The organism is Micromonospora violae, from assembly GCF_004217135.1.
In the GTDB taxonomy this organism is placed as follows: domain Bacteria; phylum Actinomycetota; class Actinomycetes; order Mycobacteriales; family Micromonosporaceae; genus Micromonospora; species Micromonospora violae.
Genome location: NZ_SHKK01000001.1, coordinates 1177414 through 1192325, shown reverse-complemented (window position 1 = coordinate 1192325; position 14912 = coordinate 1177414). Strand labels below are relative to the sequence as shown.

Here is a 14912-nt window from a genome sequence, read left to right as displayed (position 1 = left end):
CTGCTCAGCCTGCCTAAACGGTGGTGGCATTGTCGTCTACCTCGCGACCCCGGTTGGCTTGCCATGAGTCTGCGGTCACGGCTGTCGCTGCGGCGTACTGGTAGGCCGCAGCGGTCAGCCAGGCCACCGCGAGGGCTGTGGAGTCCTGCTGGTGCAAGCGGCCGAACGCGTCGCGGCTACGTCGGTGGCCCGCGCGCCGTAGTTCGCGCAGCACGGACGCGGCTGTCGGCAGTTGGGCGTCCAGGAGCGTCTGCGTGTCCCGGTCGACGTCCGGCACCAGGACAGCGCGGCCGGCGGCGACCACTCGTTGCAGGTGGTGGGTGAGGAGATGCAGCGGCGGTTGAGGTTGATCGTTACCGAGAGGCTCCGTGGTTTCGGCGCCGGGTAGGTCGGCGCGCTGTAGCTGGTCGACGCCAAGGTTGACGTGTCCGCCGAAGCGGTCGGGCAGCCAGGGCCCGGCAACGGCGAGACCGTGGACCTGGCGGGGTCCGTGGAACCGTCCGATCATCCGTACCGGCAGGCCGGTGGCGTGGGCGGCGAGCAGTCGCAGGTTCGCGACGTACGGGAGCACCGGATCATCGTGGGGAGCGAGGACGATGACCGGGCCAGGCAGTTGCGCCGTCCGCAGGAGTAGGCCCCGCTGGTCGGCGGCGAGGACGCCGTCGAGGAAGGCGAGGTCGTGACCGGCGGGCCGCTCGTGTTGGGCGACTTGGAAGGCGTTCAGCCAGCGGGCGGCCTGTTCGGGAATCGGTTGCCGCCAGAGGGCGTCGGCTGGTTCCTCGTGCCAGGTGCGGCCCGTGGTTCGTACGGCCTGCACTGCCCTGCCGTGGCTGAGGCGCCGGTCGACGGACGCATGGGCGTTGATGACGATGATCCCGGCACCGTCCAACTCGCGGTGGCTGATCGTCACGTCGCCGAGGTTCACGCTTGCCTGAGCGGCGTTGCGGGCCGTGTCGCCATCGCCGGGGCGTGCCTGCGCCAGGCTCCAGATGGTCGAATCACCATCGGTCAGGTAGCTGATCGCGCCAACGTGTCCGGTGGTGGTGCGCAGCGGCTCGGTGCACAGCCCGTACAGGTGCAGATCGCCGACCGGGCCGTAGCCGCGCCGGCTCGTTCCCCGGGCGGCTCGCTGGTCGCCGATACCTTCGCTCAGAAGGTGAGAGACGAGAAGTGCCTCGCGCAGATCTTCGGTGAGGTCGGCCAACCGGAACCCGGGGGTGCTCCGGCGGGCTGCGCGGAGTTGTTCGACCACTCTGGTCGCGGCTGTCGCCAGCCGGGGCAGCCCGATGGCGCGTGCCTGGTGGATGGCGCGGAGCAGATCCGCCTGGGTGACCGCGCCGGCGCCGGCCACCCCGTGTTCGAGGATCTGCGCAACGACGTCGCGCACCTGGGCGGCGGCGGCCTTCTCGTCGGCGGTGGCGGACGGTGCGGCGGGATCGGGCGGGTCGGCTTCGCTGGTCACGACGACCTCGGCGGTGGCCCCGTCCGATCCGGCGGCGGCCGGGTGGTGGGGGTGCGTGGTCAGGACGGGGGCGGCGCTGAGCACCGCCGCCCGGTGCAGGCAGCGTGGTGCGAGCAGGCAGTTGCAGGCGGCTCGTTCGGCGGTGTCGACCGGGGTGGTGAGGGTGACGGTGACGTGGTCGTCGATGGTGATCGTCGCGCCAGAGTCGGCCGTGGTGATGGTCCAGGTCGGGTGCTTCTCGAGAGCCTGGTCGAGCTTGGACCGCAGCCGGGCGGGAAGGGCGGCGACGGCGTCGGCGACAACGTGTGGTGCGACGGCGGGCAGGGTCATCGGACCTGGTCTCCGATCCAGCGGGCCAGTTCGGTGGGGCTCAGCGCGGCGACGGGCATCCCGGCGGCCACGAGTTGCCCGGCGACGGCGGTGCTGTAGCGGGGTTGACCTCGGTCGTCGAGGCTGGCGCAGCCGAGAAGGGTCACACCGTCGTCGGCGAGTGCCCGGACGGCGGCCAGTAGCCCCCCGATGGGATGTCCCTCCTCGAAGTCGCTGACGAGCACGACGAGACTGCGGCTGGGCGTGGTGACGAGTTGCCGGGCGTAGCCCAGGGCGGCGGCGATGTGGGTGCCACCGCCGACGCTGATTTCCAACAGGAGGCTGAGCGGGTCGGCGACCCGGTCGGTGAGGTCGACGACCTCGGTGGAGAAGGTGACGAAGTGGGTTCGTAGGGCCGGCACGCCGGCCAGGACGGACGCGGTCAGCGCCGCCCAGATCGTGGACGGTTCCATCGACCCGGATACGTCAACGAGGAGGATGACCTGCCAGTCGACGCTGCGTCGACCGCGGCTGCGGAAGACGAACCGTTCGGGGCGGATCTGCGCGGCGCCGTGGGAGTCGAGGTGTGCGGTGTGCAGGTTGGCGTGCACGGTGGCGCCGAGGTCGAGGCGCCCGGTGGGTCGGCGGGTACGTCGTGGTGTGGCGAGCCCGGTCAGTGCCGGTCGGATCTGTCGGGCCAACTGCTCGGTAAGCTCGGTGACGAGCCTGGCGACGAGTGGTCGCAGTCGGTTGAGCCGCGCCTCGGGAAGCCCGCCGGCCAACGCCAGGACGGTGTGCAGCAGTTCCACCGAGGGCCGGACGTCTTCGGGTGCGATGGTGAGCAGGGCGTCGGCACGTCCGCGTTCGGCGGCACGGGCGAGCACCTCGTCGCGTACGGCGGCGCCGAACAGCGCTTCGAGGTCGTCGGCCCACTCCCGCACCTGCGGGTATGCGGGTTGCCGTCCACCGTTAGGTCCGACTGCGGTGTGGGAGCCCTCTCCCCTGCCGCTGCCGTACAGCTCGTCGAGTGCGGTGGCGAGTCGGCGGGCGTGCGGTGGCAGGTCGTCGGGGCGGCGACCGAGCAGCAGCCGCCAACGCTGCGCGGCGGGCAGCGTGTGCGCTCGGTGAGCCGGGCGGGGTTCCGTCGGGGGCGGTGGTGGAGCCGACGTCTCGGCGGTGTGGTCGTCTCTGCCCGGCGGCAGTCCGAGGGCGGTCAGGGCCTGCCGTCCCGACTGGTCGACGGCGAGCCAGTCGGCGAGCAGGTTCGGTGCGACGCTCACCGTCGCGTCGACGTCACCGATGCGGTGACGGACGGTGTCCAGCACGCGGTCCCGGTCGGCGGGGCTCAACGCGTCGAAGCCGCCGCGCAGCGCTGGCAGCCGGCGGATGAACTGGTCGTCGTCCCAGCCGTCGATGGTCTTCAGCAGCGGGGCCAGCGTGTCCCCACCGGCTTCGAGCAGGGCGCCGGCGAGGCTGAGCGCTCCGCGGAGCCGGTCGGTGCATTCTGCGGCCGGCATCTCGGTCCAGGACGCCAGCACCACGCCGAACGCGTGGGGGGCGGCGATGCCGAGCAGTACCTCGACGGCGTGGGCCGCACCCCGCATCAGTGGTGATCCGTCGCGGGCGAGGCGGCGGACGGCGTGGCCGAGGCGCAGCAGGTGGCCGCTGTCGTCGGCGTGCCGGACAAGGTCGAGCAGCGCGCGGGCGTCCCCGGGGTCGGTGGATCCGGCGAGCCCGTCAATGGCGCGGACTGCCGCGGCGTGCAGGTGCGTCAGGTGCTCGTCGAGGCCGGCCGGTGGTGACGGGGTGGCGGGGATGTGCCCCCGGTGCAGCCGCTGGAGCAGTTGGCTCGCGGTGGCGAGGTCGGCGAGGGTGGCGGTGCCGGTCACGGCGGTGTGCAGGTCGGCGAGGCGGACGTCGACGGCGTCGGGTAGGCCGCAGGCAGCGGCGCGGGCGAGCCCGGCGACAACTTGAGCGGCGGTGGGGCCGCCGTTGGTCACCTCTCGGCGACGCCGGGTGCTCAGCATGCCGGCGGCGGCCTGGGCGAGGGTGACACCGTGTGGGCTGGCGGCGGCCAGCCCGGCGTCGGTGCCGGGCTGCCAGTGCAGCCGCCAGCGGGTGGTGAGGGTGTCGGCCGTGGGGGGCTCGGCGGGCTCGGCGTAGGGCACCTGGCAGGCGAGCAGTCGCTGCAGGGCGGCCTCTCGTCGCCGGTCGAGTGGGGTACGCAGTGGATCAAGCCGAACGGTGCGGGGCGGATCACCGGGGCCGGGAAGGCGCAGCTCGCGCAGCAGGGCCGTCGTCGCGGGAGTCAGCCCGCAGACGGGTGTGTCCGGGCAGGGGTGACCGCGGCGCTGCCCGATCAGGGTGTGCTGCATCGCGGCGGCGACCGCTCGGCCTCGGCCGGCCGGTTCGCCCTGGGCGAGGACGGACTGCAACGCTTCGACGAGTTCACCGCGTCCGGCGGCGGGCAGGTTCCGCAGTCGGGCCAGATCGTGGGCGAGCCGGGTGATCTCGGCGGCCTCCGCCGGTCCCGTGGGGTGTCCCTGCTCTCGCAGGTGCCGGGTGATCTCGACGGCGAAACCGCGCAGGTGGGCGGCCAGCGTGCGGGGGTCGGCGTGAGCATCGTGGACAGCCTGCTGCCAGCGAGGGTCACGGATCCCGGCGGGATAGCCGGACCGCGCATCGAGCAGGTCGAACGAGTACGGCACCAGGGAGATGATCGGGGTAGGTGGTGGCGCCTCGGCATCCGGTGTCGGTGGTGTGGTGGGTGCGGGGTGTTCCGGTGTGGTCAGGGCGGGGGCGTGGAAGGCGCCGACGACGACGGCGACACGGCCGGGGGTCGCCGCGATCTGCTGCCGCATCCACGCCTCGCGCCGCTGATCGAGGACGTCGATGCCGTCGGCGGCATCGGTGCGAAGCGCCCAGCCGACGGCCAGCGCCGACCGGCGTACCGCCTCGGGCGGCGAGCCGGGAGCCGCCGCCTCGACCCAGCGGTCCCACAGGTCGTCTCCGCTCCGACCGGTCAGGGTGGCTCGCACGTTGTCGACGTACCCGCTGATCCGCGGTCCGACGGCTGCCGAGCGCTCCTGCCACGCCGGGTCGCTCAGCGGAAGATCGCAGCAGTGGGCCGGCACGCCGCGCCGTTGCGCCCACCGCAGCGCGGCGAGCTCCGGGGAGAAATCGGCGAACGGGTAGAAGGCGAGCGGTCCGCCCTCGTCACCGCTGGCGGCGGCCAGGGCGACCGGCGCGTGGGTGTCGGGGTGCGCCAACCAGGTCAGCCACGGCTGCATGTCGGTGGGCAACTCGACCAGCACCGCGTCCGGGGCTGCCGTGTCCAGCAGGGCGGGGATCGCCGCGGCGAGCACCGGCGAGTGATGCCGCACTCCGATCAGGGTGACCCGGCCGGTGTCGCTCAGACGCGCGACGGCGGCGCGCGGGTCCTCAGCTGTGCTGTCGTCAGTCACGCAGGACGTCCCGCTGTTCCCAGAGCTGCCGCCACATCCGGCCGCCGGCCTCGGCGCGGCGGCGCAGGGCGCCGTCCCAGTACGCCAACAGCCGCGCATGGTCGGCCGGGTCGTCCTTGCGTACGACACCCACCAGGTGCCCGGGCAGCAGCGACAACGGGTCCGGGCCGGGCAGGTACGCGGTGGACAGGCCAATCGACGCGGCGACGGCGACCGCCTCGGCGGTGCTCATGACCGAGGACGGACGTTCCACCTCCCAGCCCTCGACGGTGCTGCCGGTGCGCAGGTCGCGGAAGGCGGTCACCAGGGTCTCCAGCACCGCCTCGTCCACCGTGTACGCGGCGCCGACCCGTTCCACGGTGGCGCGGGCCTGCCGGGTGACGAGGGCGACCTCGGCGTCGAAGTCGGCGATCGGAGGCACCACCTCGAAGTTGAACCGCCGTTTCAGCGCCGCGGACATCTCGGATACGCCCCGGTCCCGCAGGTTGGCCGTGGCGATGACGCAGAAGCCGGGAGCCGCGTAGGCGACGGAGTCGTCGGGGAGTTCGGGCAGGACCAACCGACGGTCGGACAGGATCGACACCAGCGCGTCCTGCACCTCGGGCAGGCAGCGGGTGATTTCCTCGACCCGGGCGACGGCACCGGTGGTCATCGCGGTGAGCACCGGCGAGGGCACCAGTGCCTCCCGGGACGGCCCCTTGGCCAGCAGGAGCGCGTAGTTCCAGCCGTAGCGCAGCTGTTCCTCGGTCGTGCCGGCCGTACCCTGCACGGCCAGGGCACTTGTGCCGCACACGGCGGCGGCGAGCAACTCGGACAGCATCGACTTGGCGGTGCCCGGTTCGCCGACGAGCAGCAGGCCCCGTTCTCCGGCCAGGGTCACGACACACCGCTCGACCAGGGCCCGCTCCCCCACGAACTTCGCCGCGATGGTGACCTGACGACCGTCGGGGCCCTGCACGGGACGGCCGGCGGAACCGGCGATGAACGTGACCACCGCCTGGGGGGTCAGCTTCCAACCGGGCGGGCGGGGGCCACGGTCGGCGGCAGCCAGGAACGCCAGCTCGTCGGCGTACAGGTGCTCCGGCGGGTCGATCTGTCGGGCGTTCACGCCTTCTCCTGCAGGTCGAGGTAGCGGGGTTTGTCACCGGCGCTGACGCGGTCCCACGCGGCGCGGAACAGCTCCGGCGTCGCGCGGTTGACCAGGGTCAACCCGTTGAGGAACAGGTACAGCGGCTGCTTCCAGCTCTCCATGGGCGGGTTGGGGTTCTTCGCCGCGAGCCAGCCGCCGGGCAGGAAGACGCCGCGGCCGGCCCGTTCCCGCTTGCCTGCCACCACCAGTCCGGAGTCGAGCAGCGCCGCCTGGGCGTGCCTGAGGCCGGCGGACTTCCATGCGTTCCAGGCCCGCACGTTGACATCGGTGGGGTTCGGCAGGGCGAGCAGCTGCAGGTAGTAGCCGGCCGAGTCCCGGTCGAGGCCGGTGTGAGCGGCGACCGTGTCGACCAGGTCGGGTGCGCCGACCCGGGGGTCGCGGTGTTCGCCGCTGGCCCCGTCCGGGCTGGACAGTGTGGCGGCGATGTCCGGTGAGAGCACCAGCCGCAGCGCGTCCGCGACCGGGCTGGAGATGCAACTGATCGCCGGGTCCTGCGGTCCGCTGAGGCGGGCCGGGGCGAGGTGGTGCGTGACTATGTCCCCGAAGGTGTGCCCGACCACGAGCGCCGGTCCCACCTGGGGTGGCTCGTTCACCTCGTGTCGTCCGCCCCCGATCAGCAGCTGCGGGTTACGCAACCGCTGCCGCAGCAGCTCCAACGCCCGGGGCAGAGCGTCGCGCATCGGGTCGCCCCACGGCAGCTGGTAGGCCAGCCACAGCAGCGCCACCGTGCACTCGTACAGGTGCGCGCCGTCGAACGGGGTTCCGCCGGTGGCGGTGGTCTCCAGTCGGCCCCAGTCGCCGGGCTGGCTCTCCCCATCGGTGGTCAGCCAGCTTCCGGGTGCCGGGTCGGCGATCGTCTGCAGGATGTCGGCCGCTCGGTTCGTGGGCAGGATCCGGGTGGCGTCGGCAAGCAGTTGCTCGCCGATGACGACGCGGGTGCCACGCAGTGCCAGCCAGGCCGTTGCGAGACGGTCCACGTCCGGGCCGTTGCGCCACAGATCGGCCGGATCCTTCGGCATCGTCGCGTCCACCAGCGCGATCCGTTGCCCGTACGACAGAGACTTCAACGCGTCGCGGGCGGTACGCGCCTGGGTGCTGGTCACCCCGAGGATGCGCCGCTGGTCGGCGGTGAGGAAGTTCGCCTGCCAGTCATCGATGCCGGGAAGACCCGCCAGCAGCAGGGCGGCCTCGGCTCGCGTCATGCCCGTGCGTTGTACCAGGTCGTCGACGCCTTCCGCGCGCCACGGGGCCGGGCCCTGCTCGGTGAGCAGCCGGCAGAACGCTTTGATGCGATCAGCGCCCCGCCAGCCGGCCGCGACGGTCTCCGCCTCGACGGTGGCACCGGACGGCGGGGTGAACTGCCCGTTCGGGGACAACTGCACGGCCGTGCGCCGCCACTGCTTGCCTCGCCCGGCGTACCAGGTGGTGCCATGTTCTGGCAGCAGCACCGTGACCTGGGCACCGTCGCGCTGGATGACCCGCTGGTTCTCCGGGGGCGCCTCGTCCCAGGTCGCGGTGAGCACCCGCACCGCCTGTGCCGGGTCGGCCAGAACGGTGCCGGCCAGGGTGGACAGCAACTGGGCCAGCGCTGAGCGCTCCTGCTCACTGGTGACCGGCGCGGCGGCGCGGACGGCCAGGGCGCCGAGCCCGCCGAGCGCGTCCACCCATGTTGGGCTGGCCTGCGGTACGTCCTCGACCGTCCCGGCCGTGAGGAGATCGGCGACCGCGCCGATCTGGCGAAGGATCTCCCGCCGCGTCTGGGCACTGCCGCTGTAGTAGGTGAACCGTGACGCCGGCAACAGCCCGGACCAGGCGGTGCGCAGCAGATCGTCGGCGACGGCGTCGACAGTGGTTTCGTCGACCGGTTCGGCCGCCAACAGCTGCGGCACACCTTCCAACCGCCGGCGCAGCCGTACCGCGCGCACCACCTTCTCCGCCACGGCGGTACGCAGCACCGGGTCGGTCACCTCCGTCAGCACTTCGGTGACGAGGGCCAGCGCCACCGCGTTGATCTCGGTGGACTTCGTGACGGTGTCGTCGATCGCCATCAGTCGGGCCGCATCGGTGGCGTCGAGCCGCCGCAGTCGGGCCGAGCCCGACGCATCGCGCGGGGCCAGTGCGTGCCACCAGGCCAGCGGCGGAAGGTACTGGGTTGGTCCGCACCGGTCCACCGGGTCTCGGCCGTCGGCGCTCCACACGGTCAGCTCCAACTCGGCCCGGTGATGGGGTCGCCCGGTCACCGGTAGCACGACGTCGCTGCCCGGTAGCCGGAGGCCGGCGACCAGCGCGTCGCTGTGGAACGGGTTGCGGCTGACCCGGACCGCGCTCGAGTGCCAGGACACCCGCCGACCGTCGATCCCCTCCCCCACCTGCGTTCCGTCCGGCAGGCGGGTCACCCGCCACCCGACCAGCCCGTCGCGCCAGCCGAGTGGCGACGAGGCGAACTGTGCCGGTGCCGGCCGCAACTCGCACAGGTCAGCGAGGAGGGTCGCACCCGGGGGCAGGTCGGCGGCAAAGAACGCGGGCAGGCTGTATCGGCCGCCCTCGCCCGTCGCCGGGTCGTACTCCCGCCAGCGCCGCTCATTGGTCATCGGGTCGGCGGGCTGTTCGCACCGCCAGAACGAGACGCCGTCACCAGCGACCGGAAATGTCGCGGCCGGACTGCGGGTGTCCCCGGCGTGCCAGGGCCGACTGCCCGTGGTCATCGCACCATCGGGCAACGGCATCGGCAGCGACCGGCGGCCCCACGGGGCGTGGCCGGTCGGTTGGCCGGGGTCGATCAGCTCATCCGGGGCCGCCGACCAGTAGCCGACGAGCCGGCCGCCGGTGCTGTACCAGGTGACCAGAAGCTGCCCGTTGACCAGGCGGCAGGTGGCGTCGGCGTGGGAGTTGCGCGTGTACGGGCTGTCCGAGGGCGGAAACCGGAAGATGTGTTCACTGATCGGAACGTCGTCGTCGACGTCGACGACATGTGCGGTCCGGTTGTCGTGCACCACCAACTGCGGCCAAGCGTCGCCGAAGCGTCGACCGAGCTTGTCCTCGGCCACCTGCTCGTAGGCCGGCCAGGACAGCTCCGCCACCAGACCGGCCCGCAGTGACCGGGCGAGCACCCCAGGCACGTCGACCTTCGCCATCGCGGTGAACGCGTCCGGTGCCAGCGCCACACCGGCGGGCGACCACACGGCCGCGAGCTGGGACAGCGCCTCGTCCAGGCCGATCACGGTGCCCTCCCGCACCCGGGCAGCCCGTTCGACGAGCAGCTCGGCCAGCACCTCCCGCAGGCCGGCCACGCCCAGCGTCTCGGTGACCAACCGCGCCGGCAGTGGCCCCGACCCCTGCCTGTTGTGCAGCTCCGACAGGGCGTCGGCGGCCCCCCGTGCCAGCAGCACCCGACACCCGGGGTCGGCGGCGACGGCGCGTAGGTCCCGCCGGCCGGGGCCGACGTCGTGCACCCAGGGAGACACGTTGAACGCACCGCTGTCGGTGTCGATCACCACCGGTACCCCACCCGCGAGACACACGTCGAGAACGTCCAGGTCGGCCCGGTGAGCGAAGGTCGTCCACAACGTCAGCGGCCGGCCCTCCGCCCGCAGCCGCGGCGCCAGGTCCGCGACGACGCGGATGAGCCGCTCACAACGACGCCGGCTGCGTCGTTCCCGCAGCGCCATCAGCCGCTCCAGCCACCGCGCCGCGGACACCGTCGCCGCCTCGTCACGCAGCAGATCGAGTGTGCCCGCCGCGTCCAGCAGCTCCAGCCAGAAGTCGGTGACGTCGGTGGACCAGCCGGGCGGCTCGGGGAGGATCTCCGCCAACCGCGCGCGCACCGCCGGGTCACGCTTGGCCAGCCGCAGCAGGGGTTTGCGGTACGCCTTCCACACGGCCTCGCTCGAGCGGGTCATCGCGGGGAACGCCAGCAGCTCCCGGATCACCGCCTCGGCCTGCTCCTCGACGTCCACGCCGGCCGCCTTCGCCAGCCGCCGCAGGTCCTCGGCCATCCCGGCATACGGCGGCAGCCCGCCGGCGACGCGACGAATGGCCAGGGTCCGTACCAGCTCGTACGCCTCGGGCGCCGGCCGCCGAGCCGCGACCGAGCGGGAGTACTCGGTCAGCATCTTCGCCGTCAGCGCACCCGCGAAGGCGAACTCCAGATGCACCTCCCGCAACCGCTCCTCGTCCACCGGCAGCCCGTGCACCTGCTCGGCGCGCCGGGCCTCGGCGAAGCAGCCGCCGGCCATCCGGGGATTGTCGGCGGCGCGGAACGCCCGCCCGGCCTCCTCCCAGAACGTCGGTAGGAAATGCGGTGCCGCCGCACCCAGTCGGGCAGCAAGCTGCTGATAACCATCGCGGGCGTTACCCGGTTTGGAAGCGGCGCTTCGCGCAAGCCTGGCCATGTCCTTGACCATCGCCAGCGCGTGCCGACCATTCGCCGGATCATTGATCAACGCCCAGGCCGGAAACCCGAGCGACTGCCGCCGGGCCGTGCCCACCGGCGTCGGTTCGGCGGTACGGCTGAAGCCGAGGAACTCCATCGACAGATCCTCGGCCTCGCCGAGGGCCGCCCCAGCCAGACGGACGACGGTCCGACCGGTGAGCGCCGGATGGGTGTAGCGACGCGCGGCCACCACATCACGCCCGGTCCGCGCCTCACCACCAGGCAGGATCGCCCCCGCCTCCAACAGCGTCTCACTCACGCCCGCTCACCGTCCTCGTCCACAACCCGTCCGGCGTGAAGATTCGCCGCCATCCGCATTCCTTCCGACCACACCACCGGCCCTACAGCCGCCAACGCCACCGCCTCCCCCTCCGGACCGGTGAAATAGAGCGGGCCGGTCTCGGTTTCGTACAGTGGATCGCCCTCGCCGATCCACACCGACGCGACCACCGGGACGCCGTCCTCCCACACCCGCACGGACGCGGCGCCGCCCTGCACGCGGTAGCCCGCCGACGTCGCCCGCGCCTGCACGTGGCGCAACTCCTTGTAGCGGCCCCCGGCGTATCGGAGCAGGTCGCGCCGCCGCTCGTCGAGTGACTCGGGCAGCGCCCACACCTCGCGGAACAACTGCAACGTCTCCTGCCGCACCCCCAGGTCCGCCGCGAACTCCCGCAGATCTGCCAGATCAGGCAGACGAACCGGGTGCGGCAGGACGACCTGCACGGCGGTGAGCCGGCCGCTCTCGCCGTCCAGGTCCACCACACCGAGGCCCTTGTCGGGGTCCGCGTCACGCAGCAGCCCCGCGCGGTCGGTGTCCCATCGCCCCGCACCGTCGATCGGCACGACGACCAGATCACGCAGGGACGTACGCCATGCCTCGTCTGCCCACACCTCGCAGATCACGGTGGTCGGCACGGGCAGCGACCGCACCATCCACTGCTCAACCTCCTGCCGGCAGGAAACCTCGTGCCGCTTCAGCCACTCCGAGAGCTGTCGCAAGCCGACGACCATGTCGGTGTCACGCAACGCCTTCGGCAGGCCTTTGAGCAGCCTGCCCTGGCGGTTACGCGCGATCACCTTCCCGCGTTCCAGGCTCACCTCGTAGTCGGCACCGGCCGCCAGCCAGCCCATGTTGATCTCCTCCCGCCGCGCAGTGAGCGGGATTCTGCCATCCACGACCGACATTCGAGATCATCGTGCCCCGATGGGTGCGGCAGGACCTCGCCGGCATGTGTACGTGTGCCGGTACTCCGAGACCGCTCAGCTCAAGCTTCCGGTGCAGGTGACGGTGGCGCCGTTGCCGTTTCCGGTGCCCTGGAATCCGAAACTGGCAGTCTGACCTGCGGCCAGCCGTCCGTTGTAGCTCTGGTTCGCGACGGTGATGGTCCCGCTGGTGCCGCTGGTGACACCGTTCCAGAGCGAGGTCACCGAGGCGCCGCCGGGCAGGTTGAGGGTCACCCGCCAGCCGGTCAGCGCGGCGGCTCCTGCGGTGACATTGACGTTGGCGACGAACCCACCGGTCCACTGGTCCTGCACGGAGTAGACGGCGGTGCAGGCGGGGCTCCCGCCGGGGGGAGGCGTCGTCGGAGGGGGCGTGGTGGGCGGTGGCGTGGTGGGGGGAGGCGTCGCCGGAGGGGGCGTGGTGGGGGGAGGCGTCGTCGGAGGCGGCGTGGTGGGGGATGGTGTGGTGCCGCCGTCGAGGGTCAGCTTCCAGCCTTCGAACGTGCCTTCATAGTTGGCGACGTTCTCGACCCGCAGTTTCCAGGTGCCGACTGTGGGCTTGCTTGACAGATCGGTGATGAAGGTTTCGCGGACGTTTGCTCGGTACGACCCCACGTAGGCGTCCTTGAGCAGGACTGCCTGCCCGTCCGGCGCGATGAGGGAGACTCGGAGGTCTCGGCCGTACTGGTGGCGGATGTTGGGCTCGATGTAGCTCCTGGTCGACGGCACCAGGCCGCAGTCGGCCACGCTGATTGACGATTCGACCGTGCCGGCGGCCGGTATCCGTAGGTTGGTGGTGGTGCGGCCACCGCACGCTGGTGCCGGCAGGTCGGCGCCCGCGAGGTTGATCCGCCACGAGTCGAGAAACCCGGTGCCCGAGTGCAGAAGGTCGTTGAGCCACAGCGTCCAGGTGCCGTTCGCGGTCTCCGACGACAGGTCGTGGGTGAAGGTGTAGTCGATGTCGTCGCTGTTGCCGCCGGTGCGGTCCAGCAGGTAATACCAGGTGCCGGCGGGTGAGATCAGCCGGATGTCGAGGTCTCCGATGCCGGAATGGTCGATGTGCAGCTCGATGGTGCTGTTGCCAGCGGCGGCGCCGGGACAGTCGGTGATCGTGATGGGGACCAGAGCGCTCGTGCTCTCGGTTATCGCCGTGTCGGTGCCGTTCGAGCCGACGCAGCCGGCCCGGTCGTTGACGTGTAGCTGGAATGCCGTCGCGCGGGTCGCACCGGTCCCGGTGCCGATCACTGTGATGGTGTAATCGCCGGCCATGGTTGTCGACGTTGTGTTGATGGTCAGGGTGGTGCTGTCGTTGGAGGAGACGCTCGCGGGCTGGAATGTGGCGACGGCGCCGTCGGGTAGGCCGTGGGCCACCAGGGAGACCGGTTGGGCCGCGCCGTTCGTGACGGTTGCGGCGATGGTGGTGGAGATGGTGTTGCCGGCGGTGACGGTGCCGCTGGCGGGGGTGGCGGTCAGTGCGAAGTCGTTGGCCGGCGTGGTGGCGTCGACGTGGAGCAGCCGGTTTGGTGAGCCGACGCCCGGATCGGTCACCACGCCGGGGGTGGCGTCGGCCAGGAGTTCCTGGGTCACCTGCGTCGGGGTGTAGGTGGGGTTGTCGGCCAGGATCAACGCCGCCGCCCCGGTGACATGCGGGGTGGCCATCGAGGTTCCGGAGGCGGTGCGGGTTTCGGTGTTGTTGCCGACGTAGGCCGAGGTGATGTCGACGCCCGGCGCGAACAGGTCCACGCACGTACCGATGTTGGAAAACGATGCGCGGGCGTCGGTGGCATCGGTGGCGGCGACGGTGATCGCCTCGTGGACGGAGGCCGGGGTGTAGGAACACGCGTCGGCGGCGCTCTCGTTGCCCGCGGCCACCACGTAGGTGACGCCGTCCGCGATCGACCGCCGCACGGCGTCGACCATGGGCGCGTACGACGGGCCGCCGAGGCTCATGTTCGCCACGGCCAACTCACCAGGGTCATGGTCGCCGGTCACCCAGTCGACCCCGGCAAGAACATTCGAGGCGGTGCCGCGGCCGTCGCAGTCGAAGACGCGTACGGCCACCAACTGCACGTTCTTGGCCACCCCGTAGGTGGTGCCGCCGACCGTGCCGGCGACGTGGGTACCGTGCCCCCGACAGTCAGCGGCGTTGGCGTCGTTGTCGGTGAAGTCCCAGCCGGACACCGCCCGCCCGGCGAACTCGGTGTGGGTCAGATTGATTCCGGAGTCGATGACGTACGCCCGCACGCCCGGTGACACGCGAGGATAGGTGAACGAGTTGTCCAGCGGCAACGCGCGCTGGTCGATCCGGTCCAGGCCCCAGGACGGTGTCGGGCTCTGCACGCCGGCAACGGACATCGTGTGGTCTTGCGTCACAGAGGCGACGGCCGGATGGGCGGCGAGGCGGCGGGCGCCGCGCTCGGAGAGCCGGGCCTCGAAGCCGCGCAGGGCGTGCCGGTAGACCCGGCCGACGCCGCCGCCCTGCTGTGCGGTGAGGTCACGGGCTGTGGTGTCCACGGCGGTGGATCTGACGGCGGAGTCCCGCAACACGACGATGTAGGAGCCGGCCACGGCGGTCGGGCCGCCCGCGGCGCGGATGTCACCTTCGGCCGGGGCGGCCATTGTGGGCGCGGTGCTCGCACCAAGAGCCAGCACGGTTGCTGCGGCCACGATGCCGGACCTGAGCAGGGCGGGCCTGCGTGGTCCCGTCGGTGTCATGGGTACCTCCCTGTCGAAGGCGACGTGCCCGGGACCGGCCGGCCCTGTCGAGCACGTCATCCGACAGGGGATGGGCGGATCTCCGGGCAGCCGTACCGCCAACATCATGAACGCACGACCACTCTCGACGCCAGAGATGAACGTCGATTTTTTGCCTCA

The 14912-nt window shown here is 71.9% G+C and carries 6 protein-coding genes; all 6 read right to left on the bottom strand.

Features of this window, described 5'->3' with window-relative positions:
• Positions 1-13 precede the first annotated feature (13 nt).
• Positions 14-1792, bottom strand: coding sequence for a hypothetical protein (locus EV382_RS05275; RefSeq protein ID WP_130400483.1), 1779 nt, complete (start codon positions 1790-1792; stop codon positions 14-16).
• Positions 1789-5235 (bottom strand): DUF5682 family protein, encoded by a 3447-nt coding sequence (locus tag EV382_RS05270; RefSeq protein WP_244236546.1) that lies wholly within the window; start codon positions 5233-5235, stop codon positions 1789-1791. The genes EV382_RS05275 and EV382_RS05270 overlap by 4 nt, the downstream gene beginning before the upstream one ends.
• Positions 5228-6343: an AAA family ATPase gene (locus tag EV382_RS05265; protein ID WP_130400481.1), complete on the bottom strand. Its 1116-nt coding sequence runs from the start codon at positions 6341-6343 to the stop codon at positions 5228-5230. The genes EV382_RS05270 and EV382_RS05265 overlap by 8 nt, the downstream gene beginning before the upstream one ends.
• A complete protein-coding gene (locus tag EV382_RS05260) occupies positions 6340-11076 on the bottom strand; it encodes a hypothetical protein (RefSeq protein ID WP_130400480.1) in 4737 nt (1578 codons plus the stop codon). The genes EV382_RS05265 and EV382_RS05260 overlap by 4 nt, the downstream gene beginning before the upstream one ends.
• The gene (locus EV382_RS05255) at positions 11073-11993 is read right to left on the bottom strand and encodes a DUF4132 domain-containing protein (RefSeq protein ID WP_244236545.1); all 921 of its coding nucleotides are present in this window, start codon (positions 11991-11993) and stop codon (positions 11073-11075) included. The genes EV382_RS05260 and EV382_RS05255 overlap by 4 nt, the downstream gene beginning before the upstream one ends.
• A gap of 84 nt (positions 11994-12077) precedes the next feature.
• Positions 12078-14753: a S8 family serine peptidase gene (locus tag EV382_RS05250; RefSeq protein WP_130400479.1), complete on the bottom strand. Its 2676-nt coding sequence runs from the start codon at positions 14751-14753 to the stop codon at positions 12078-12080.
• Positions 14754-14912: the final 159 nt, after the last annotated feature.

Coding starts and splice junctions, on each gene's coding strand:
- EV382_RS05250 (WP_130400479.1), bottom strand. CDS start 14,753: ATGACACCGACGGGACCACGCAGGCCCGCCCTGCTCAGGTCCGGCATC.
- EV382_RS05275 (WP_130400483.1), bottom strand. CDS start 1,792: ATGACCCTGCCCGCCGTCGCACCACACGTTGTCGCCGACGCCGTCGCC.